Here is a 19,859-nt window from a genome sequence, read left to right on the forward strand (position 1 = left end):
GGCTCACCTCTTGTGGCCGACCCCGGCGAGGATGCCCGCCCGCCCCGGATCGCCCTCCTGCACCGCGCCCTCCTCCGGACGCCACAGCGGCAGCGGCACCACACCCGGCTCGACCAGGTCGAACCCGCTGAACAGCGCGGTGATCTCCGCGCACGACCTCGGGAACATGGGGTTCATGCTCTTCTTCATCACCTCGACGATCCCGGCCATCTCCACCGGCTGGAGGTCCGCGGTGAACTGGGAGACCGCCAGCCCGCTGCCCGGCGCGACCGCGTCCCGGTAGGCCGCGACCACCGCCGTCGGGTCCTTCTCCGGCGGCACGAAGTGCAACACCCCCACGACGAGCACGCCGACCGGCTCGGTGAAGTCCAGCAGCCCCGTGCCGCGGGCCGCGGCCAGCACCGCGGCCGGGTCGGTCAGGTCCTCCTGCACGACCGCCGCCTGCTCGTCGTGCTCCAGCATCAGCCTGCTGTGCGCGACCGCCACGTCCTCGAAGTCGACGTAGACCACCCGCGCCCCCGGGTCCGCCCGCCGGGCCACCTCGTGCACGTTGCCCACCGTCGGGATGCCCGACCCGAGGTCGAGGAACTGGCGCACCCCGCCGGCGGCCAGGTGCAGCACCGCGCGGCGCAGGAACGCCCGGTTCAGCCGCGCGATCGTCCGCGCGTTCGGCTGCGCCAGCAGGAACTTCTCGGCCAGCGCCCGGTCGGCCGCGAAGTTGTGGCCACCGCCGAGCAGGTAGTCGTACAGCCGGGCCGCGCTGGGCAGACCGGTGTCCACGTCGTCCGGGACCCAGCCCGAGCGTTCCGTCACGCCAACAACTCCCGATTCCACGCGGAGGGGACCGGACCCGGTGCCCGCGCGCAGAGGCTACTGAGCGGAACTCGCCGCCGGCAGTGCCCGCGCGCGCTTGCCCCCGATCGGCGTAGGGGGTGGGGTGCCGCGGCACCGCCCGGCACCCGTCACGCAGGGTCGTCCCGCGATGCGGACACGGCGGCTCACGCGCCTGGAACTCAGTACCATTCGCCCATGTCAGACGAGGCACGCACGCTCACCGACGTGGTCACCAGACTGCGCCGCGCCCTGCGCACCAGCATCCGGTCGGAATGGCCGTGGGACTCGCTGCCGATGGCCCAGGTCGAGCTGCTCCAGACCCTCGCCGAACGCCCGCCGATGCGGGTCGGCGACCTCGCCGCCGAGCTGCGACTGGCCCCCAACACGGTCAGCGGACTGGTCGGCCAGCTCATCGAGGGCGGGCTCGTCGCCCGCGGCGGCGACCCCGCCGACCGCCGGGTCGCGCGGCTCTCGGTCACCCCGCAGGGCCACGAGCAGCTCGCCGTCTGGCAGGCCGCGCACGAGAAGCGCATCGGCTCCGCCCTCGACCGGCTCGACCCCGGCGAGCGCGCCGACGTGGTCCGCGCCCTGTCCGCCCTCGACCACCTGGTAGACCACCTGCGTGCCAGCTGACACCCCCGCCCCGCGCCGGGCGGCCACCCCCGCAGTGCTCACCGCCATCGCGCTCGGCGGCGGCCTCGGCGGCCTCGCCCGGTACGCCTTCACCGGCCTGGGGATCCCCGGCACGATCGCGGTCAACGTCCTGGGCTCGGCGCTGATCGGCGTGCTGATGGCCCTCGTGCCCCGGCTGCACCCGCTGGCCCGGCCGTTGCTCGGCATCGGCTTCCTCGGCGGGTTCACCACGTTCTCCGCCCACGCGCTCGACGTCGTGCGGCTGGGCCCCGGCTGGGGCGCCCTCTACCTCGTCGGGACGCTGCTCGGCGCGCTCGCCGCCACCGCCGCCGGCCTCGCGATCACCAGGAAGGTGACCGGGTGACCGCCCTGCTGGTGTTCTGCGGCGCGGCCGTCGGCGCGGTCGCCCGCCACCTGACCGACCGCGCCCTGCGGACCCGGCACCGCTTCCCGTGGGGCACGCTCACCGTCAACGTCGCCGGCTCGTTCCTGCTCGGCTGCCTCACCGGGGCCGCGCCCGCCTGGGCCGCCCTCGTCGGCACCGGGTTCTGCGGCGGCCTCACCACCTACAGCACGTTCAGCTTCGACACCGTGCGGCTGCTGGAAGACCGCGCCTACCGGCAGGCGTTCGCCAACGTCGCGGTGAGCGTCCTGGCCGGCGTCGGCGCGGCCGCCGCCGGCCACCTGCTCACCCGGACTTGAGCCGGCTCAGCACCGCCGGCAGGTCGTCCTCGTGCACCACGCCCAGGCGCTGCGTCGCCCGGGTCAGCGCCACGTACAGGTCACTGGCCCCGCGCGGCGACTCCGCGAGGATCCCCGCCGGGTCCACCACCAGCACCGAGTCGAACTCCAGACCCTTCGCGTCGGCCACCCCCAGCACCACCACCTGCGCGTCCAGGTCGTCCGACGCGCCCGGCACCACCGACCGCAGCGCCGCCACCCGCTCGACCGGCACGATCACCGCCAGCTTGCCGTCCCCGATCGCCGACACCTCCGCCGTCACCAGCGCCGGCAGCGCCTCCGCCACCGCCGGCACCCGCGCGCTCCACGGCTCGACCCCGCTGTCGCGCACCGACGTCGGCGGCACCAGCTCCGGGTCCACGCTCGCCAGCACGTCCGCCGCCACCGCCATGATCTCCGACGGCGTCCGGTAGTTCACCGTCAGCTCGGTCAGCTTCCAGCGGTCCATCACGTACGGCGACAGCACCTCGTGCCACGACGACGCGCCCGCGATGTCCCCGGTCTGCGCGATGTCGCCCACCACCGTCATCGACTTGCTCGGGCAGCGCCGCATCAGCGTCCGCCACGCCATCGGCGACAACTCCTGCGCCTCGTCCACGATCACGTGCCCGAACGTCCACGTCCGGTCCGCCGCCGCCCGCTCGGCCGCCGTCTCGTAGCGCTCCGCGCCGTGCCGCTCGGCCAGCCGGTAGGCGTCCACCAGGTCCGTCGCCATCAGGATGTCCGGGTCCGCGTCGTCCTCCAGGTCGAGGATGTCCAGCACGCCCTGCGCGTAGTCGATCGCCTGCCGGCGCTGCCGCTCCGCGCGCGCCTTCGCCTCGGTGTCGTCCTCGCCGAGCAGCTCGGCGGCCTCGTCCAGCAGCGGCACGTCCGCCGGCGTCCACGCCGCGCCGCGCGGCCGCACCAGCAGCGCGCGCTCGTCGGCGGACAGCCTCGGCGTCGCCTTCGCCAGCCGCTTCGGCGACGAGTACAGGTCCTCCAGCAGCTTCTGCGGGGTCAACGTCGGCCACAGCCGGTCGATCGCCGCCCGCACCTCGGCGTCCTCGCGCAGCTCGCGCCGGATGTCGTCGATGTCGGCCTGGTCCAGCAGGTGCCGCCCCAGCCGGCCCACCGCCTGCGAGGCCAACGTCGAGATGATCTCCCGCGCGAACGCGCGGCGCGCCTCGTTGTGCGGCTTGCGGGTCCGCCGGGCCCGGCCGCGCGCCGCCGTGATCGCCCGGCGGTCCAGGCGCAGCACGTCCTGCTCGAACGGCACCTCCACCAGCGCCGGGGCCTCCTGGCGGTCCTTGATGGCGTGCGCCACCACGTCCGCCATCTCGACGCGGCCCTTCAACGCCGCCGTCGCGGCCGGCTCGCGCCCCACCGCCGTCAGGCCGGGGAACAGCTCGCCCACCGTGGACAGCAGCACGCCGGTCTCGCCCAGCGACGGCAGCACCTGGCCGATGTAGCGCAGGAACGTCGAGTTCGGGCCGACCACCAGCACGCCGCGCTTGGCCAGCTGGCGGCGGTGCGTGTAGAGCAGGTACGCGGCGCGGTGCAGCGCGACGGCCGTCTTGCCGGTGCCGGGACCGCCCTGCACGACCACCACGCCGTTGAGCTCGGTGCGGATGATCCGGTCCTGCTCGGCCTGGATCGTGGCGACGATGTCGCCCATCTGCCCGGTGCGGCTCGCGTTCACCGCGGCGAGCAGCGTCGCCTCGCCGGTCAGGCCCTCGGTGTGCCGCGACGGGTCCACCGAGTTGATGTCGAGCACCTCGTCGTCGAACCCCACCACCCGGCGCTGCTTCGTGCGCAGGTGCCGGCGGCGGCGCACCCCGTCCGGCGCGGCGGCCGTGGCCAGGTAGAACGGCCGCGCGGCGGGCGCGCGCCAGTCCATCAGCAGCGGCTCGTACTCCTTGTCCTCGTCGAACAAGCCGATCCGGCCGATGTAGAAGCGGTCGTCGGTGTGGAAGTCCAACCGACCGAAGCACAACCCGTTCTCGACCGCGCTGTACTGGGCGAGCTGGTCGGAGTACATGGCCACCGAGGTGTCCCGCTCGGAGCGCATCTGGTGGGTGCCACCGGTTTCCCGCAGTGACCCGGCCAGCCGCTTCGAGCTCAGTTCGCGGAGGTCGTCCAGCCTGCCGTACAGCATCGACACGTATTCCTGCTCCGACTCGATGTCCGCGAGTCGGAGGTCGTCGGAGGGGGTTGACAACGTGCCTCATTTCTGGATAGCGTGTTTTATCAGGCTGTGCCGCTTTTCGCCTGACGCCTCTCTGCGCGCGCAGAAAGTTCAATCTACACGGTCTTTCGTCAGCGCGCCTCCACCTGTGCCCCGTTCTGCCGGTCGCTCTGCCGGTTCCCGCCGATGTGCGGCTTGGCCACGCGGCCGCTTCCGTCACGAACCCCGCCCTTTGTTCCGCCATGGGGCCGGCCCCCTCGGTTCGGCGGGCTTGCCGGCGCCGGGCGGTGCCTGGCGGCACGGCCACGCGGCGACCAGGATGACGCCCATGCGCCAAGACCCGATCGCCGTGCTCGGCCTGGGTGCGATGGGCCGCCCGATCGCCCGCAACCTGGCCCGAGCCGGCTTCCCCGTCACCGCGTGGAACCGCACCCCCGGCCGCGACGGCGAAGTCCGGGCCGCCGGCGCGGTGTCCGTGCGGACCCCGGCCGAAGCCGCCCTGCCGGTGGTGCTCACGGTGCTGCCCGACCTGGCCGACGTGGTCGAGGTGCTGGAGGGGCCGACCGGCCTGCTGGCCGGGTGGCGCGAGGTCGAACGCCCGGTGCTGGTCGTCATGGGCACCCACTCGCCGGCCGCCGTCCGGGCGCTGGGCGAGGAACTGCCCGACGTGCGCCTGGTCGACGCCCCGGTGAGCGGCGGCGACATCGGGGCCGAGGCGGGGACGTTGAGCATCATGGTCGGCGGGCACGCGGACGACGTGCTGAGGCTCCAGCCGTACTTCAGCGTCCTGGGCACGACGGTCCGCCACCTGGGGCCGCTGGGTTCGGGTCAGATGACCAAGGCGTGCAACCAGATCGTGGTGGGCGCGGTGCTGAACGCCGTGTCGGAGGCGCTGGCACTGGCCGTGGCGAACGGCCTGGACCCGGAGACCGTGCTGGACGTGCTGGGCGGGGGACTGGCGGGCGGCGCGGCGCTGGAAGCCAAGCGGGAGAAGTGGGTGAGCGGCGACTACACCCCGGGAGGCCGAGCCCGACACCAGCTCAAGGACCTGGCCTTCGCCTTGGAGGCAGGCCGAGCCTCGAACGTCCCGCTGCCGGTGACAGCGGCAGTGGGTCAGATGTACACGGCGATGTGCGCACTGGGCCTCGAAGACGACGACCACAGCGGCATCTACCAGGTCTACCAATCCCTGACCCACAACCGCCGCCGTCCCTGACCACACGGCTCCCAGCCCTGGCTACGGCCGCACACGGACGGCTACACACGGGACGGCTACACCGGGACGGCTACATGGGTCGGCCGCGTCGGCCGGTTACACCTTCAGGTGAAGCAGCGGGAACGTGACAACCTGCCGGGCCTCTCGAAGCATGAGCCTAAATAGGCATGGTGGCGACTCAGGCGACTGACAACGTCAGCACCCGGTGGTGCGCGCGTACCGAACAACCGGTACCCGCCCCGCAGCACCCGGCGGACGTACCCGGCCCCCACAGGGCCCCGGCATTGGGCAGACGCGTGAACCGCCGCTGGTGCACGCGTGGACAGCCGCAGGGCAGACGCGCGGACGGCCGCCGGCCTGACGCGTGGGCCGCCGCCGGGCGCAAGCGCCGACTGTCACGGGGCCGCGTGCGTCGACGCGGTGCGCGCCGGCCGGCCGTACGCGCCGACGCGAGCGCGGGCTGGGCTCGCGCGCCGCCGCAGCGCTTGGGCAGCGCAGCGGCAACGCTGCGGCTCGGTCGGCCGTGCGCGCCAGGCCGGCGCTGGCAGGGAGCTGGCGCTGGCAGGGAAGGACGGCGGCGGGGAGAACGGCGGCAGGGAGAACGGTGGCAAGGAAGACGGGGGCCGGGGGAGGCGCAGGACTGGGGAGACGCAGAGCTGAGGGAGACGGAGGACCGAGGGAGACACGAGATCGAGGGAGACACGAGATCGAGGGGCGGGGGGCGAGTGCGGTGTGGGGCGTGCCGTTGTGGGGCGTGCGGTACGGCGGGTGAGGGGGTGGGGCGGGGTGGTCACCCGGTGAGCGGCAGTCGGCGGGCACGTGGGTGATAGGTCGGGCGGGTGGGTGGGGGAGGCGGCACCCTGGGAATGTGAAGGAGCATCGGCGGGAGCTGGTTCGGCTTGGGCGGGTCGTGGTGGATCGGGGGCCGTGGCAGCTTGGGTTCGCCGTGTTCGTGTCGGTGTGGTCCTTGGCGTGGGTTGTGGGGCAGGGGTTCGGGGGGTTGGGGCCCTTGGACGTCGTGCGGGGGCCGGTGGGGTGGGCCGGGGTTCCGGTGGGGTGGCTCGACTCGGTCGGCTCGTGGTGTGCGGGGCGCACCGGGTGGTTGGCGGTTGTCGGGGGGTTGTTGTGGGCGATGACCACCGCCCGGCAGCAGTTGTCGGCCTTGTTCGGGTGGCTCTCGGTGATGTTCGCGGCCGAGTCCGTGGGATATGGCGCGGTGCACCGGGCGCTGCTGACGTTCGCGGTGTTTCTGGTGGTCCTGGGGTTGTTGTCCATTCCCGGCCGGCGGGCGTTCGTGGTGGACCGGATCGCGATCATCCCGAAGGACGTCGCGCGGGCCGCCGCCACGTCGGTCGCCTTGTCGGCGGTGGTGCCGTTGATCGCTCCCGGGTTGGTGATCGCGGGATTGCTGAAACCCTATGTGACGAGACCACCACGCTCGCGTTCTGAACCGAAAGACCTGTGGGCGAAGTCAAGTTTCGATCACGCTTTGCCCGCGCCGCGACCGGCCGCGCGGGCCCCGCTCGGCGCGAGTTCGGGGCAGGACGCGGGCTAGCGGCTGTTACCCGCGAGTACCGGCGATTGTCCGGCGGACAAACGTTTTGCCGATAATTACCGCGCGACCTGCGGCTTATCCGCCAAGTCCATTCGGGACACCCGGCGGCCAATGCGAGCGGTGCTCACGTGGTGACCGCAGTCCTGCGCGTACGTGCGACGATCCGTGATGAAGCTGTCCCAATCCAGTGTTTGGGCTTACTGGTCCGTATCCATCAAGATGTGCGAGTGCATGAAAATCCCGCCGAAAACCGCTTAGCCAAGGTGATGCGCCGTCAGCCTGTCCAGCAGCGGGGTGCCGCCACGGTGACCGCCATTGTCGACGCGTGCGCGCGGCTGCTGAACGAGTACGACTACGACGACATCACCACAGCCCGGATCGTCGAGCTCGCCGGCGTGCCAATCGGCTCGTTCTACCAATACTTCCCGGACAAGCGTTCTGTTGTGCACGCCTTGGCGCTGCGCGGCATGGAGCAGTACCTCAAGCGGGTCGAAACGCTGTTCAACGAAGGGCACCTCGCCGCGAACTGGCGGGAAGCGGTGCAGCAAGTCGTGGACGTCTACCTCCGCATGCTGGTCGAATTGCCCGGTTTCGGGCGGGTCCGGTTCAGCGACCTGTTCGACGGCCACCACCTCGACGCCAGCGTCGACCAGTACGAACTCATGGCCGAACGGCTCCGCGAACTGTTCGTCAACCGCTTCGGCGTCCGGGGGGACGCGCCGGTCGCGCTGACGTTCCGGATGGCCACCCAGACCGCCGACGCGATGTACAAGCTGGCCGAACGGGTCGAACCCGCCGAACGCACCGTCGTCCTCCGCACCGCCGACGGCGTGATACTCCGCATGCTGTCCGGGGTGTTCGACCCGGCGTGACCGGCGTGCTCGACCCGGCGTGATCGGGGTGTCCGACCCGGCCTGACCGGGGGCGTTCGACCCGGCATGACTTGCCGCGCCGGCCCGGGTGGTGTGGGCTGGACCGGTGAGCGACTTCGACGTGATCGTGATCGGCGGCGGACCGGTGGGCGAGAACGCCGCCGCCCGGACCGCCGCCGGGGGCCTGAAGACCGCGTTGGTGGAAGCCGAACGGGTCGGTGGTGAGTGCTCGTACTGGGCCTGCATGCCGAGCAAGGCGTTGCTCCGGCCCGGTCACGCGCTCGCCGCCGCCCGTCGGGTCCCCGGCGTGCCCGTCGGCGAACGGCTCGATCCCGCCGCGGTCCTCAAGCGGCGCAACGGTTTCACGTCGGACTGGGACGACTCGGGCCAGGTGGGGTGGGCCGAGGGTGCCGGTCTGGAGGTCGTGCGGGGTCGTGGGCGGCTGGTCGGCGAACGTCAGGTCGAAGTCGATGGTCGGGTGCTGACGGCGTCCCGCGCGGTCGTCGTGTGCACCGGCAGCGTGCCGCGCATCCCCAAGCTGCCCGGTCTCGCGGACGTGTCGTACTGGACGTCGCGGGAGGCCACCTCCGCGCAGGAGGTGCCGACGTCGCTGGTGGTGCTCGGCGGCGGCGTGGTCGGCGTGGAGATGGCGCAGGCGTGGGCCCGGCTCGGCTCGGCGGTGACGCTGGTCGTGTCCGGCGCGCGCCCGCTGCCCAAGTTCGAGGACTTCGCGGGCGACCTGGTGCTCGACGGGCTGCGCGAGGACGGCGTGACCGTGCGCACCGGCGTCAAGGCCACCGGTGTGTCCACTGTGGATGGTGACATCGCGTTGGCGCTGTCCGACGGCACGTCGGTCGCCGGCGCGCACCTCCTGGTCGCCACCGGCCGGCAGCCCGCCACGTTCGACCTGGGCGTCGAGGGGTTCGGTTTCACCGCGGGCGACGCGCTGCCCGTGGACGACACCGGCCGCGTCGACGGCGTCGACTGGCTCTACGCGGCGGGCGACGTCACCGGCCGCGCCCTGCTGACCCACCAGGGGAAGTACGCCGCCCGCGCGGTCGGCACGGCCATCGTCACCGGCGCGACCGACCCCGAGCCGTGGACCGCGCCGGTCGCCACCGCCGACCACACCGCGGTGCCGCAGGTGGTGTTCACCGACCCCGAGGTCGCGTCGGTCGGGTGGACCGAGGCGCAGGCGCGCGAGGCGGGCCTGGACATCCGGGTGGTGGACCTGGACATCGCGGTGGCCGGGTCGTCGCTGCACGCGGACGGCTACCGGGGCAAGGCGCGGATGATCGTGGACGAGCGGCGGCGCACCCTGGTCGGTGTCACGTTCGCCGGCCCGGACACCGCGGAGCTGGTGCACGCCGCGACGATCGCGATCGTCGGCGAGGTGACCGTGGACCGGCTGTGGCACGCGGTCCCGGCGTACCCGACGATCAGCGAGGTGTGGCTGCGGCTGCTGGAGGCCTACGGTCTCTGACCGCCGGTAGACCGCCGCTCACGCACCGAGATCAGCGGTACGCCGAGTGCCGTACGTCTTGTGCCCCATTAGGTGCCAACTCCGAAATTTCGCGGTCTGCCTCATTACACTGAGACAAGTGACCAGAGGAACCGTTGCCCTCGCGACCGCGGCGGTCCTCTGGTGCGCGTTCCTGATCGGCACGACGTTGACGCCCGGCGGGCCCGAGTTCACGCCGTTCGTGGTGCACCTGCCGGGTTTCCTGGTCGCCCCGGTGGTGTTGTTCACCCTGCTCCGCGCCCGGTCCAACGCCGTGCTCTGCCTGGCTCACGTGCCGAAGTCGTTGCTGGGTCTGGGTTTCGCGGTGGCGGTCGCGGGGTGGCTGTTCTCCTGCGGCGCGCTGACCGGCCGGCCGGGCACCGAGATGCTGTGCACGGTGGCGGGCCTGGCGATCGTGCTGCACGTGGCGTTCGGGCTGATCGCGGTCGGCCTGGTCCGCACCGGCCGCTGACCGCCAACCCGACCCCGCACCACTCCGTACCACGCTCGACACCTGTCCCGAACGGCGTAGCACCCGTCACCGCAACGGACTACCGCGACCAGCACGGATCACGGCAACCGAAACGCCGTGACCGACACCCCGCAAGCGGCTACTGGGTGGAGGGCAGGCGCAGCGCTTGGTCGGCGAGTGCGGTCAACGCCGGGTCGGCGGGGTCGGACTCGCCTTCGGCCCACACGACCTGGGCGATGCGGACCTGGTTGGTCTTCGTCGCCGTCCGGATCGCCGACCGGTCGAACGACACCGGGCCGCCCGGCCACGTCCGGCCGTCCTTGACCAGCGCGGTCACCCCGCCGGAGCCGGCCGCCGACGCCACCTGGCGCAGCTCGCCCGCCCGTGCCGCGTCCGGCAGGTTCAGCTCCGACACCGCGACGCCGACCTTGCGGCCGTCCACCACCGTCTCGTACTGCGCCCGCCGCAGCTGCATGCACATGTGCCCGGACAACCACACCTGCACGTCGCCGAACGCGTGCTTCGCGCAGTCCTCGCTCCGGTCCGCGCCCTTGGGGGTGAAGTTCCGGCCGTCCACGACCACCGTCGTCGGCTGCGGTGTGGAGCTCGCGGACTGCGTCGCCGCGGACTCCCCGCCGGAGGTCAGCGTCACGACCAGCCCCACCACCAGCAGCACCGCGACCACGCCCGCCGCCGCGTACGGGAGCCACCGGGGCCGGCGCGGCGCGGGCGGCACCTTGGGCAGCAGCATGGTGCTGGCCGACGCCAGGTCGGCCGCCGCGTCCGGGAACCCCTCGGCGCGCAACTGCCGGGTGTCCGGCGGGATGCCGGTGGGCGCGAGGACGGCCAGCAGCTTGGCGGCGTGCTCGGCGGAGCACGGGCGGTCGCTGGTGGCCAGTTCACGGGCCGCCGCGAGCAGCGTGGTGGGCTTGGGGTGCAGCACCCGCACGCCGCGGTTGAGGTCGCCGGTCGGCTGCACGACGTGCGCCACGTAAGGCCCCACCGCGACCACCGTCGTCACCGGCAGCGGTTCGCCGCGCATGTCCTGGATCCGCCGGGCCACGGCGGTGGTCGCCGCCAGCGCCTCGGCGGCCGGGCTGGTCGCGCCGTCCGGGCGGGTCAGCGGCCAGCCGTCGATCCGCCACTGGCCGGCCAGCGGCGCTTCCAGCCGCATCGCGGGGTCCGGCAGGTCGACGCCGACCACCACGAGCACGCCGCGAGGCAGCACGATCACCGCGTCGAGGGTGCGCGGGCAGTCCGGCGGGGTCACGCCGAGCATGGCCACCCCGCCCAGCACGGAGTCGCCGGTGCCCCACGTGCTCAGCGCGGCACGCACGTCCACACCGATCTGGGTCGGCTCGGCTCCGAGCCGGATCAGCCGCACAAGATCACACCGTTCCACACGGTCGAACACGGTAGCGCCGCCGGGGGTGGCTGTGCCCGTGGATCGGCGGTAGACGCGGGTGGGGTTCGACTTCACCGCGATGGCGGTGACCCGCGCCGAGGTCCACCGGCCGGTCGTGGTGCTACCGGAGCGGGCCCGCGTTGATCACGCGAGCGTGACGAAGTGATCTCGGAATGTGACCTCTTCGGAGCTGTCGCACGCGCTGAGGTTGCACTTTAGGGTCGAAAGTCCTGTATCTGACCCGCCCGGGTGATGAACGTGCTGGTTCTTCTGGCGGACCGCACCGCCAGCGGGCAGAATGACCATGTCGGGAATTCACCGGATCGTCCGCGTCGACAGGCCGTAGGGGAAGACGTCCCTCGTCGAGTAGCGGAGGTCAGCTGTGAGCACCCGCAGCACCAGTGGCGTGGTCTACGTCCACTCGTCGCCGTCTGCGGTCTGTCCGCACGTCGAGTGGGCCATCTCGGGCACCCTCGGTGAGCGAGCGGACCTGAAGTGGGCGGCACAGCCCGCCGCTCCGGGCCAGTTGCGCGCCGAGTGCGCCTGGGACGGGGACGCCGGTACCGGCGCCCGGCTGGTGGCCGCGCTGCGCGCGTGGCCGATGGTGAGGTTCGAGGTCACCGAGGACCCGAGCCCCGGAGTCGACGGCGTCCGCTACTGCTTCGCGCCCGTGTTGGGCCTGTGGCACGCCCGGACCAGCGCGAACGGCGACATCGTCGTGTCCGAGGACCAGCTGCGCGCGCTGGCCGCGCGCAGCCGGGGCGGCGAGTCGTTCGCCCACGGCGTCGACGAGATCCTGGGCGCGGCCTGGGACGACGCGCTGGAACCGTTCCGCCGGGCGGGCGACGGCGCGCCGGTCACCTGGCTGCACCGCGTCGGCTGACCCGACCGCGTCCACCCCGGACGCGGTCGGACCCGACCCGCCCCACCGGGTCCCGGCCGACCACGTCCCGAGCCACCACGTCCCGAGCCACCATGTCCCGATCCGCCGAACCCCCGCTGCCGGCTCCCGACCGACAGGATCCCGACCAGCTTCCGACCGACCAGCTTCCGACTGGGTCGTCCCGCCCGTACCGGCACGCGGCCCGCCGCCGCGCGCCCGGAACCCGCCGCGCTCGACCACCCGGTACGCGCCGGGCCCACTGCATCCCGGGGTTCGTCCTCAGCGGACCCAGACGTGCGAGTACACCCGGTAGGCCGGGGGCCGCCGGTCGGCGAGCCGGCCGAGCACCAGGTACCCGAGGTCGCCCTCCGCGGTCTTCACGCAGGCCACCGTCAGGTCGTCGGTGAAGTCCCCGTCGGCGAACGACTCGCGCCAGTCGCCGGTCTCGCCGCACTCCTTCTCGCCGGGCAGGCTCTGGGCGTCGAGGTTGCGCCACAGGTCCCGGACGCCGTAGTTCTCGATCCGCCCGATCCGCGCCCCGTTGATCGCCTTCAGCTCGCCGCTGATGTGGTTGTAGGCCAGGTCCGAGCGGTACCCGGACCGCGAGCGCTCCAGGTCGACCTCGGTGTCCTGCCCGGTGGCGTGGAACTTGAACTCCTCGATGTCGACCCGCGCGGGGCCGGGCGTCCCGGTCACCGGGGCCGGGCCGTCGTCGGTCACCTTGATCCTGGTGCCGGGCGCGGTGAACAGCACCTGCCGCCGGGTGTCGATGTGCTGGACGACCTTGCCGTCGATGGCGACCCGCAGCTTGCGGCCGGTGTGGATGGTGTACCGGTCGCACCGGGTCGGCGTCTGCTCGGCGGGGCAGATGATCACCTCGCGCTCGTCGGCCGGCGGCGGGGGCAGCTCGCGGTCCTCCTCGTCGGTGACGGTGTCCTCGTCGAGCCGCTGGTTCACGCCGACCTTCACCTTGCCGAACGGTGTCACGATCTCCGCGCTGACCGCCACCGAGATCTCGCCCTTGGTGTTGATCGTAAAAGTGATGGGCACGATCGGCGGCTGGAAGCCGATGTGGCCGATCGGGGCTTTTCCGCCCTTTTCGGAGTCCCCGGGCAGGGCGGGCAGGCCGTTCTCGCCGGGCAACGGCGGTGCGACGTCTCCGATCTCGTCGGTCTTCCCGCAGGCAGTGACCGTGGTGGCGCAGACGGCGAGCACCACGAGGGGCTTGATCCAGGAATGCATGGGCAGTGCCTCGACGTGTCCGGAGGGGATGGCTGCCCACAGGTTAGACAATTTCTTCCCGATACCACCGGAGAAACCCCGGTCAGGCCTGCCGTGTCAGCCGAAAGAAATCCCCATTAATCGTGTTCTCCGATTTCTGCGGTGTCACGCGGCGGTGGCCGGCTGCCAGGCCGCCATCAGGTCCGCGTAGGTCGGGGACTCCGCCATCAGCCGCTCGTGCGTCCCGAGCAGCGGCGGCCCGCCGTCCATCACCAGCACCTGCCCGGCCCGCAGCGCCGACGACAGCCGGTGCGCGATCACCACCAGGATGCCGTCCCGCGCCGCGAACGCCCGCTCCACGACGGCCTCCGCCGCCGGGTCCAGGTTGGACGTCGCCTCGTCCAGGACCACCACGTCCGCCGGGCACGCGTAGACCCGCGCCACCGCCAGCAACTGGGCCTCGCCCGCGGACAGGCTGCCGCCCGCGTGGCCCACCGACCCGTCGAGCCCGCCCAACCGCGCCACCACGTCCGCCGCGCCCACCGCCGTCACCGCGGCCAGCAGGTCGTCGTCGCCGGCCGTCGGCGCGAACAGCGCCAGGTTCTCCCGCACGGTCCCGGTGAACAGGTAGGTCTCCTGCGGCACCAGCGCGATCCGCGCGTGCCGCACGTCCGGCCGCACCTCGCGCACCGGGGCCCCGCCGAGCAGCACCGTCCCGGCCTGCGGGGCGACCAGCCCGGTGACCAGCCCGGCCAGCGTCGACTTGCCGATCCCGCTGGGCCCCACCACGGCCAGGTGCGCGCCGCGGGCCAGGTCCAGGTCGAGGTCGCGCACCACGGGCTCGGCGTGCTCGCCCCACCCGAACGTGACGCCGCGCAGCACCACCCCGCCCTCGCCCGGCACCAGGTCGCCGGCCTCCTCGGGCACCTCGGGCGCGGCCTCGGCGAGCCGCCGCAGCGCCACCGCCAGCCGCAGCACCACCGTGCTCGTGGTGTCCGCGAGCCGCCGCAGCGCGGGCTGCACGCTGGTGCTCAGGTAGACGACGGCGGCCAGCACCTCGCCGGCGGTGAGCGTGCCGGCGGCGACCATGCCGGGCGTGAGCACCAGCAGCAGCACCAGCGGCAGGAACCCGCCGACCGCGATCACGATGCCGCGCAGCGCCGTCGACCACGCCATCCGCACGGTGGCCCGCGCCTGCCGGTCGACCTGCCGCCCGACGTCCTCGGCGGCCCGGGACCGCCCGCCGCACGCGACGACGTCCCGCATCCCGAGCAGCACCGTGCCGGCCGCCTCGGCCGCGTCCTCGTCGGCCATCACCAGCGCCCGCTGCCCGCGTGCCAGCGACGGCAGCAGCAGGCCGAACAGCACCAGCGCCGCCACCACGGGCAGCACCACCAGCCACGCCAGCGGGGACACCGCGGTGGCCAGGCCGACCAGCGCGGCGGTGGTCGTCACGAGCAGCGCGCGGGCCTGGATGAGCAGTCCGGCGGTCGCGTCGCGCACCACCTCGACGTGCCGGGTGATCCGGGCGACCGCGCTCGCGTCCGGCTGCCGGCGGTGCGACCGGCCGTCGCGCAGGACGCCCCGCACGATCGCGGTGACCAGCCCGTCCCGCAACGGTTCCACCACGTCGCCGAGCCGGGTGAACACCTGCCGCAGCCCGAACCCGCCGAGCACCGCCAGCACCGCGAACGCCACCAGCCACGCCACGCCGGTCCGCACGTCGCCGACCGCGAACCCGCGGTCCACGGCCAGCCCGACCAGCCGGCCGCCCAGCAGCGCCGGCACGCCCTCCAGCACCGACCAGCCCAGCAGCGCCAGCACCGCGCGCCGCCGCCCGGCCAACGCCCGCAGGTAAGGACCCATCAGCCGAACACCGCCCGGTACTCCGCGTTCTCCCACAGCGACAGGTGCGAGGCCATCGCGCGCACCCGGCCGTCTTCCAGCCACACCACGGCGTCCGCCCGGCGCGCGGTCGCGGCCCGGTGCGTCACAACCACCCGGGTCCGGCCCGGCAGCGCCGAGGCGATCGCTCGCTCGACAGCGGACTCGGTGACCGTGTCCAGGCTGGCCGTCGCGTCGTCGAGCACCAGCACCTGCGGGTCGCGGACCACCGCCCGCGCCAGCCCGAGCCGTTGCGCCTCACCGCCGGACAGCGGCGTGTCGGCCATCGGCGTGTCGTAGCCGTCGGGCAGTCGCACCACCACGTCGTGCACCCGCACCGCCCGGCACGCCTCCTCGACCTCCGGCCGGCCCAGCGAGGTCCCGTAGGCCACGGTGTCCGCGACGGTCGCGCCGAGCAGCGCCGGCCGTTCGAACGCGTAGCCGACCGACCCGCCGCGCGCGACCCGCCCGGCCGAGGGCGCGGTCAGCCCGCCGATCACCGCCGCCAGCGCCGACTTGCCCGAGCCGGAGCGCCCGACCACCGCCAGGAACATCCCGGAGGGCACCAGCAGGTCCACGTCGTGCAGGGCGTCCGGCACGCACACCCCGCGCAGCTCCACCGCGCCGGGCGGCGCGTACCCGGGGGCGCCCGCCGCGACCGGCTCCTGCGCCAGCACCTCGTCGATCCGCCCGGCCGACGCGCGCGCCCGCTGCACGGCGGTCAGCACGGCCGCCTGGCCGACCACCGTCATGCCCAGGGCCGCGTAGGCCATGGCGGCCAGCACGTCACCGATGCTCAACCGCCCGGCCACCACGCCGAACCCGGCCGCGGTCAGCACCGCGAGCTCCACGGCGGGCAGCAGCAGACCGGCCCGCCAGATCATCTTCGCCTGGGTGCGCCACATCCCGACCCCGGCCGCGGCGAGCCGGGGCAGCGGCCGCAGCACGCGGTCCGCCTCCTGGTCGGCCCGACCGGACGCGGCGATCGTGCGCAGCCCGCCCACGGCGTCCAGCAGCCGCGCCGACAGCTCGCCGGACACCTCCTGGTAGGTGGCCACGTCGTCGGCGGTCAGCCGCAGGTGCGAGCGCACCAGCAGCAGCGCCAGCGGCACGCTCAGCAGGAACACCGCCGCCAGCCGCCAGTCCAGCAGCGTCAACGCCACCACCGCGCCGCCCGCGGTCATCACGGTGATCCCCAGGTTGACCAGCAGCACCGCGAAGTTCCCGGCGATCGCGCTGTCCCCGGTCAGCCGGCTCACCGCGTCACCGGCCTCGAACCGGCCCGGGTGCCCGAGCCCGACCAGCTTGCCGATCACCTTGCGGCGCAGGAACGCGGTGCCGCGCGCGGCGATCGCCGCCGCCAGCACCACGCCGATCGCGTCGCCCACCACCTCCACGCCCACCAGGCCGGCCAGCCACAGCACGGTCCCGGGGTCGAGCCGCCCGCCCAGCGCCATGTCCACCGCGCCCGCGAGCGCGGTCGGCAGCAGCAGCCCGGCGGTGGTGGCCAGCAGGGCGTTGCCGGCCAGCAGCAGCCAGCGCGGATCGCGCAGGACGACCGTTCTCAGCAGCATTCGGTGCTCCAGGCGGGCGGGGCGCATCATGGGCGAGGGCCCGACGCCGGCCACCCCGGGTGTGAGCCGGGAGGCCGTCGCCGGACCCTCGTGGGACCGGGTGAGCGGCGCACTTCGCCTGCGCCGCTCACCTCGTTCTCGTCCGCGGGCGAGATCAGCAGAGCAGCAGGCTCGCGGAGGAGTGGCTGCACGGGAGCAGCAGGGAGACGCTGGACGCGGTCGTGCTGCCGCCACCGCCGCTGCTGCCGCCGCTGGCCATCGCGTTGGACTGGACCTCGGGGGTGTCCATGTCCTGAAGGTCGAGGATGAACTCCATGTCGACTCCTTGGTGCTCGTCGGGGGGAACTGTGGGGGAAACGGGTTACTGCAACCGGCCCGCGAGGGCCGGGGCTGTGAGGAACGGCAGTGCGGGCACGCCGTCCACGGCGGACGCGAGCGCGAGCAGCACGCCCGCCCCGCCGGTGTTGAGGTCCATCGACAGCCGGCGCAGCTGGACGCCCGGGAACGCCAGCCCTTCCTGGTAGGGCACGGCGTGCCAGGCCAGCGCCGACAGGTGCCGGTCGACCGCCTCGCGGGTCCCGCCCGCCTGGGCGAGCGTGGCCAGCAGGCCCGCCCGGCCCACCATGAACGCGGGCTGGATGACGAACTCGCAGGTCAGCCCGGAGACCAGTTCGGGCAGCCGGGCCGAGCACGCGGCGTCCGGCGCGACCCGGGCGAACTCGTCGAGCGCCAGCGCGATCCCGGCGCTGCCGATGCCCACGTAGGGCAGGGTGCGCAGGGTGCCGTCGCGGACCTGGGTCGAGCCGTCCAGCGCGGTCATGCACTCGGCGAGGTCGCGTTCCAGCGCGCGCTCGGCGTGGTCGAGCCACCGCCGTTCGCCGGTCAGCTCGTGCAGCCGGGTGAACAGCAGCGCCGGGCCGGACCAGCCGTGCAGCAGGCCCGCGCGGGCCTTGTCGCCGGGCGGCGGCGCGTCGGCGAGCATCCCGACCAGCCGGTCGCCCAGGTCCAGCGCCCGGTCGGCGAACGACTCGTCGTCCCGGCGCACCGCGAAGTGCAGCAGGTTCAGCGCGACCCCGGACAGGCCCGCGTTGAGGCCGTGGTCCTTGGTGTCGGGCAGCAGCTCGGCGTACTCGCGGACCAGCTCGTCGGCCTCGTCGTGGTAGCCGAAGTTCTCCAGCACGTGGGCGATCCCGTGCGCGCCGGTGTAGAAACCGGGCTCCTTCGGCGGGTCGCGGCGCAGCGAGTCCAGCAGCCACCGCTCGTGCTCGGGGAACCGGCCCTCGCCGGCGACGTCGAGCGCGTGCAGCACACCGGCCGCCCCGTAGGCGAAGCACGCGCCGCCCACCTCGAACTGCTCCACGTCACCGGGGAACAGCCGGTCGTGGCGCTGCGGCGTGGCGCTGGCCAGGATCGCCGCGGCGATCGACTTGCGCACGACCGCCCAGTCCGGCGTCGGCTCGTCCAGCGCCGTCGACACCCGCACCGGCGGGTCGACGCGCGGCGTGAGCACCTCCACGATCCGGTCGCAGTAGTCGTCCGGCAGGCCGAACCGCCGGCGGATGAACTCCACGTGGTGGCGCAGCTTCGCGGGGGACAGCTCGATCACCGCGTTGAGCGGCAGGAACACGTACAGCCGCAGCGCGGCCAGCGCGTAGTCGTCGATCTCGAACCCGGAGCGGTCCGGCGGGGCCTGGAAACCGGGGGAGCCCAGCGTTGGCCTGCGGTCCTCCTCGACCCGGAACGCGAGCTCGAAGTCGATCAGCGACACCGCGTCGTCGTCGTCCACGAGCACGTTCAACGGGTGCAGGTCGCTGAACACCACGCCGCGCGCGTGCACGTCGGCCACGATCCGCTCGACGTCGGCCACGATCGCCAGCGCCCGCGCGGTGTACTCGGACAGGTCGCCGACGTCGTAGTGGGTCAACGGGTAGTGCTGGCCCAGCCACTGGCCGATCGGCCGGCCCGGCACCGGTTGCATCGCGAAGAACTCGTGCTCCCACGCGCTGAACAGCTCGTGGGCCGCGGGCACCCCGGGCACGCCGGACAGCAGGGTGAGGATGTCGTGCTCGCGGCGCAGCCGGGCCACCGCGTCGACGTTGTCCCGGTCCAGCCCGGCGTGCGGTCGGGCCTCCTTCAGCACCACGTCCGCGCCGTCGGACTTGCGGGTCGCCCGGTACACGCCGCCGCCGTTGGAGAAGTGCAGCGACTGCGTCACCCGGTAGGGGAACGAGTCGGCGTCACCGCCCTTGCGGGCCGCGAGGTGTTCTTCCAGGCACTTCGGCAGGGTGATCCAGTCGGGCACCCAGAAGGTCGGTTTGCGCTGGTCGGGAACCAGTTCGCCGGTCGCGCCCTCGATCGCCAGGACGCGTCTGCCGTCGACTTCCAGCCACTGCTCGACAAAGCCGCCGTAACGCACGAACAACGGTCCCGCGGCGTACCGGAGATCGCTCAGGATGTACGCGCCGGGCTGACCCGCGAGCAGTTCGTCGAGCTCGCGCAGGGTCTTTTCCAACTGCGCCTCGTCGGCCGGGTAGATGGTGATCAGCTTGCCGCTCGCCTCGCGCGGGGCGTATTTCGAGTTGCGGGCCAGCACGATCGACCGGGTGCGCAGGTACTTGAACGGGATGCGCCGCGCGACCAGGTGCTCGTAGCAGGCCAGGAGCACCTCGCCGGCGTTGCCGACGGTGGCCGAGACGTGGATCTTCCAGCCCTGGCGGGGCAGCACCGCGCCGGCCGGCTGGAGGTAGCGCCAGATCGTGAGATCGGCCCGCGCCCAGTCCGCCGGAAGCTCCGGGAGCACCTGCGAAAAATCATCGGCAGCGATTTCCGTGGAGCTTTGCACGTCGTAGAAGAGACGGTCCGCGAAGCAGTAAGCCTCATAGCGGAGATCCACCGGAATTCGCC

General features: G+C 73.2%; 17 protein-coding genes. 9 read left to right on the forward strand and 8 right to left on the reverse strand.

The window, feature by feature from the left end:
* Nucleotides 1-3: 3 nt before the first annotated feature.
* Nucleotides 4-813, reverse strand: coding sequence for an SAM-dependent methyltransferase (locus BN6_RS07630; RefSeq protein ID WP_015098990.1), 810 nt, complete (start codon nucleotides 811-813; stop codon nucleotides 4-6).
* Nucleotides 814-1,029: 216 nt separating this feature from the next.
* Between BN6_RS07630 and BN6_RS07635 the strand changes: the two genes are divergently transcribed.
* From BN6_RS07635 to crcB, 3 genes are read left to right on the forward strand one after another with little or no spacing between them, the layout of a single operon-like run.
* The gene (locus BN6_RS07635; protein ID WP_015098991.1) at nucleotides 1,030-1,467 is read left to right on the forward strand and encodes a MarR family winged helix-turn-helix transcriptional regulator; all 438 of its coding nucleotides are present in this window, start codon (nucleotides 1,030-1,032) and stop codon (nucleotides 1,465-1,467) included.
* Complete coding sequence (locus BN6_RS07640) at nucleotides 1,457-1,831, forward strand: fluoride efflux transporter FluC (protein ID WP_015098992.1); 375 nt, start codon at nucleotides 1,457-1,459, stop codon at nucleotides 1,829-1,831. Before BN6_RS07635 ends, BN6_RS07640 begins: the two co-directional genes overlap by 11 nt.
* Entirely contained in the window at nucleotides 1,828-2,169 is a 342-nt protein-coding gene (crcB, locus tag BN6_RS07645) for a fluoride efflux transporter CrcB (RefSeq protein WP_015098993.1), read from the forward strand. The genes BN6_RS07640 and crcB overlap by 4 nt, the downstream gene beginning before the upstream one ends.
* Here crcB and BN6_RS07650 read toward each other — a convergent pair.
* The gene (locus BN6_RS07650; RefSeq protein WP_015098994.1) at nucleotides 2,156-4,405 is read right to left on the reverse strand and encodes a HelD family protein; all 2,250 of its coding nucleotides are present in this window, start codon (nucleotides 4,403-4,405) and stop codon (nucleotides 2,156-2,158) included. The genes crcB and BN6_RS07650 overlap by 14 nt on opposite strands.
* Before the next feature lie 295 nt (nucleotides 4,406-4,700).
* On the opposite strand from BN6_RS07650, the gene BN6_RS07655 reads away from it, so the two are divergent.
* From BN6_RS07655 to BN6_RS07675, 5 genes are all read left to right on the forward strand, one after another.
* Nucleotides 4,701-5,588, forward strand: coding sequence for an NAD(P)-dependent oxidoreductase (locus BN6_RS07655; RefSeq protein ID WP_015098995.1), 888 nt, complete (start codon nucleotides 4,701-4,703; stop codon nucleotides 5,586-5,588).
* Between the two features lie 1,132 nt (nucleotides 5,589-6,720).
* Nucleotides 6,721-7,143, forward strand: coding sequence for a hypothetical protein (locus BN6_RS07660; protein ID WP_084672587.1), 423 nt, complete (start codon nucleotides 6,721-6,723; stop codon nucleotides 7,141-7,143).
* Between the two features lie 131 nt (nucleotides 7,144-7,274).
* The gene (locus tag BN6_RS07665) at nucleotides 7,275-8,015 is read left to right on the forward strand and encodes a TetR/AcrR family transcriptional regulator (protein WP_231905130.1); all 741 of its coding nucleotides are present in this window, start codon (nucleotides 7,275-7,277) and stop codon (nucleotides 8,013-8,015) included.
* Between the two features lie 106 nt (nucleotides 8,016-8,121).
* Nucleotides 8,122-9,498: a dihydrolipoyl dehydrogenase family protein gene (locus BN6_RS07670; protein WP_015098999.1), complete on the forward strand. Its 1,377-nt coding sequence runs from the start codon at nucleotides 8,122-8,124 to the stop codon at nucleotides 9,496-9,498.
* A 118-nt stretch (nucleotides 9,499-9,616) separates the two neighbouring features.
* Nucleotides 9,617-9,988, forward strand: a complete 372-nt coding sequence (locus BN6_RS07675; protein WP_148302767.1) for a hypothetical protein — start codon at nucleotides 9,617-9,619, stop codon at nucleotides 9,986-9,988.
* A gap of 139 nt (nucleotides 9,989-10,127) precedes the next feature.
* Here BN6_RS07675 and BN6_RS07680 read toward each other — a convergent pair whose 3' ends face one another.
* Entirely contained in the window at nucleotides 10,128-11,372 is a 1,245-nt protein-coding gene (locus tag BN6_RS07680) for a hypothetical protein (protein WP_015099001.1), read from the reverse strand.
* Between the two features lie 403 nt (nucleotides 11,373-11,775).
* Here BN6_RS07680 and BN6_RS07685 point away from each other — a divergent pair, with 403 nt between their 5' ends.
* Nucleotides 11,776-12,276, forward strand: a complete 501-nt coding sequence (locus BN6_RS07685; protein WP_015099002.1) for a DUF3145 domain-containing protein — start codon at nucleotides 11,776-11,778, stop codon at nucleotides 12,274-12,276.
* 279 nt (nucleotides 12,277-12,555) lie between these two features.
* Here BN6_RS07685 and BN6_RS07690 read toward each other — a convergent pair whose 3' ends face one another.
* The 5 genes from BN6_RS07690 to lanKC all read right to left on the reverse strand — a co-directional run bounded on the left by BN6_RS07690 (nucleotide 12,556) and on the right by lanKC (nucleotide 19,848).
* Entirely contained in the window at nucleotides 12,556-13,518 is a 963-nt protein-coding gene (locus tag BN6_RS07690) for a hypothetical protein (RefSeq protein ID WP_041312240.1), read from the reverse strand.
* 144 nt (nucleotides 13,519-13,662) lie between these two features.
* Nucleotides 13,663-15,363, reverse strand: coding sequence for an ABC transporter ATP-binding protein (locus BN6_RS07695; protein ID WP_015099004.1), 1,701 nt, complete (start codon nucleotides 15,361-15,363; stop codon nucleotides 13,663-13,665).
* Nucleotides 15,363-16,955: an ABC transporter ATP-binding protein gene (locus BN6_RS07700; protein ID WP_015099005.1), complete on the reverse strand. Its 1,593-nt coding sequence runs from the start codon at nucleotides 16,953-16,955 to the stop codon at nucleotides 15,363-15,365. Before BN6_RS07700 ends, BN6_RS07695 begins: the two co-directional genes overlap by 1 nt.
* Nucleotides 16,956-17,109: 154 nt before the next feature.
* Nucleotides 17,110-17,271, reverse strand: coding sequence for a SapB/AmfS family lanthipeptide (locus tag BN6_RS44805; RefSeq protein WP_085983487.1), 162 nt, complete (start codon nucleotides 17,269-17,271; stop codon nucleotides 17,110-17,112).
* Between the two features lie 45 nt (nucleotides 17,272-17,316).
* Entirely contained in the window at nucleotides 17,317-19,848 is a 2,532-nt protein-coding gene (gene lanKC / locus BN6_RS07705; protein ID WP_015099006.1) for a class III lanthionine synthetase LanKC, read from the reverse strand.
* Nucleotides 19,849-19,859 lie beyond the last annotated feature (11 nt).

This window comes from Saccharothrix espanaensis DSM 44229 (assembly GCF_000328705.1).
Lineage (GTDB): Bacteria > Actinomycetota > Actinomycetes > Mycobacteriales > Pseudonocardiaceae > Actinosynnema > Actinosynnema espanaense.

Bases quoted from the DNA above. Each gene is read 5' to 3' on its own strand.
- BN6_RS07635 (WP_015098991.1), top strand. From the start codon at position 1,030: ATGTCAGACGAGGCACGCACGCTCACCGACGTGGTCACCAGACTGCGC.
- BN6_RS07655 (WP_015098995.1), top strand. From the start codon at position 4,701: ATGCGCCAAGACCCGATCGCCGTGCTCGGCCTGGGTGCGATGGGCCGC.
- BN6_RS07660 (WP_084672587.1), top strand. From the start codon at position 6,721: ATGACCACCGCCCGGCAGCAGTTGTCGGCCTTGTTCGGGTGGCTCTCG.
- BN6_RS07690 (WP_041312240.1), bottom strand. From the start codon at position 13,518: ATGCATTCCTGGATCAAGCCCCTCGTGGTGCTCGCCGTCTGCGCCACC.
- BN6_RS07695 (WP_015099004.1), bottom strand. From the start codon at position 15,363: ATGGGTCCTTACCTGCGGGCGTTGGCCGGGCGGCGGCGCGCGGTGCTG.
- BN6_RS07700 (WP_015099005.1), bottom strand. From the start codon at position 16,955: ATGCTGCTGAGAACGGTCGTCCTGCGCGATCCGCGCTGGCTGCTGCTG.
- BN6_RS44805 (WP_085983487.1), bottom strand. From the start codon at position 17,271: ATGGAGTTCATCCTCGACCTTCAGGACATGGACACCCCCGAGGTCCAG.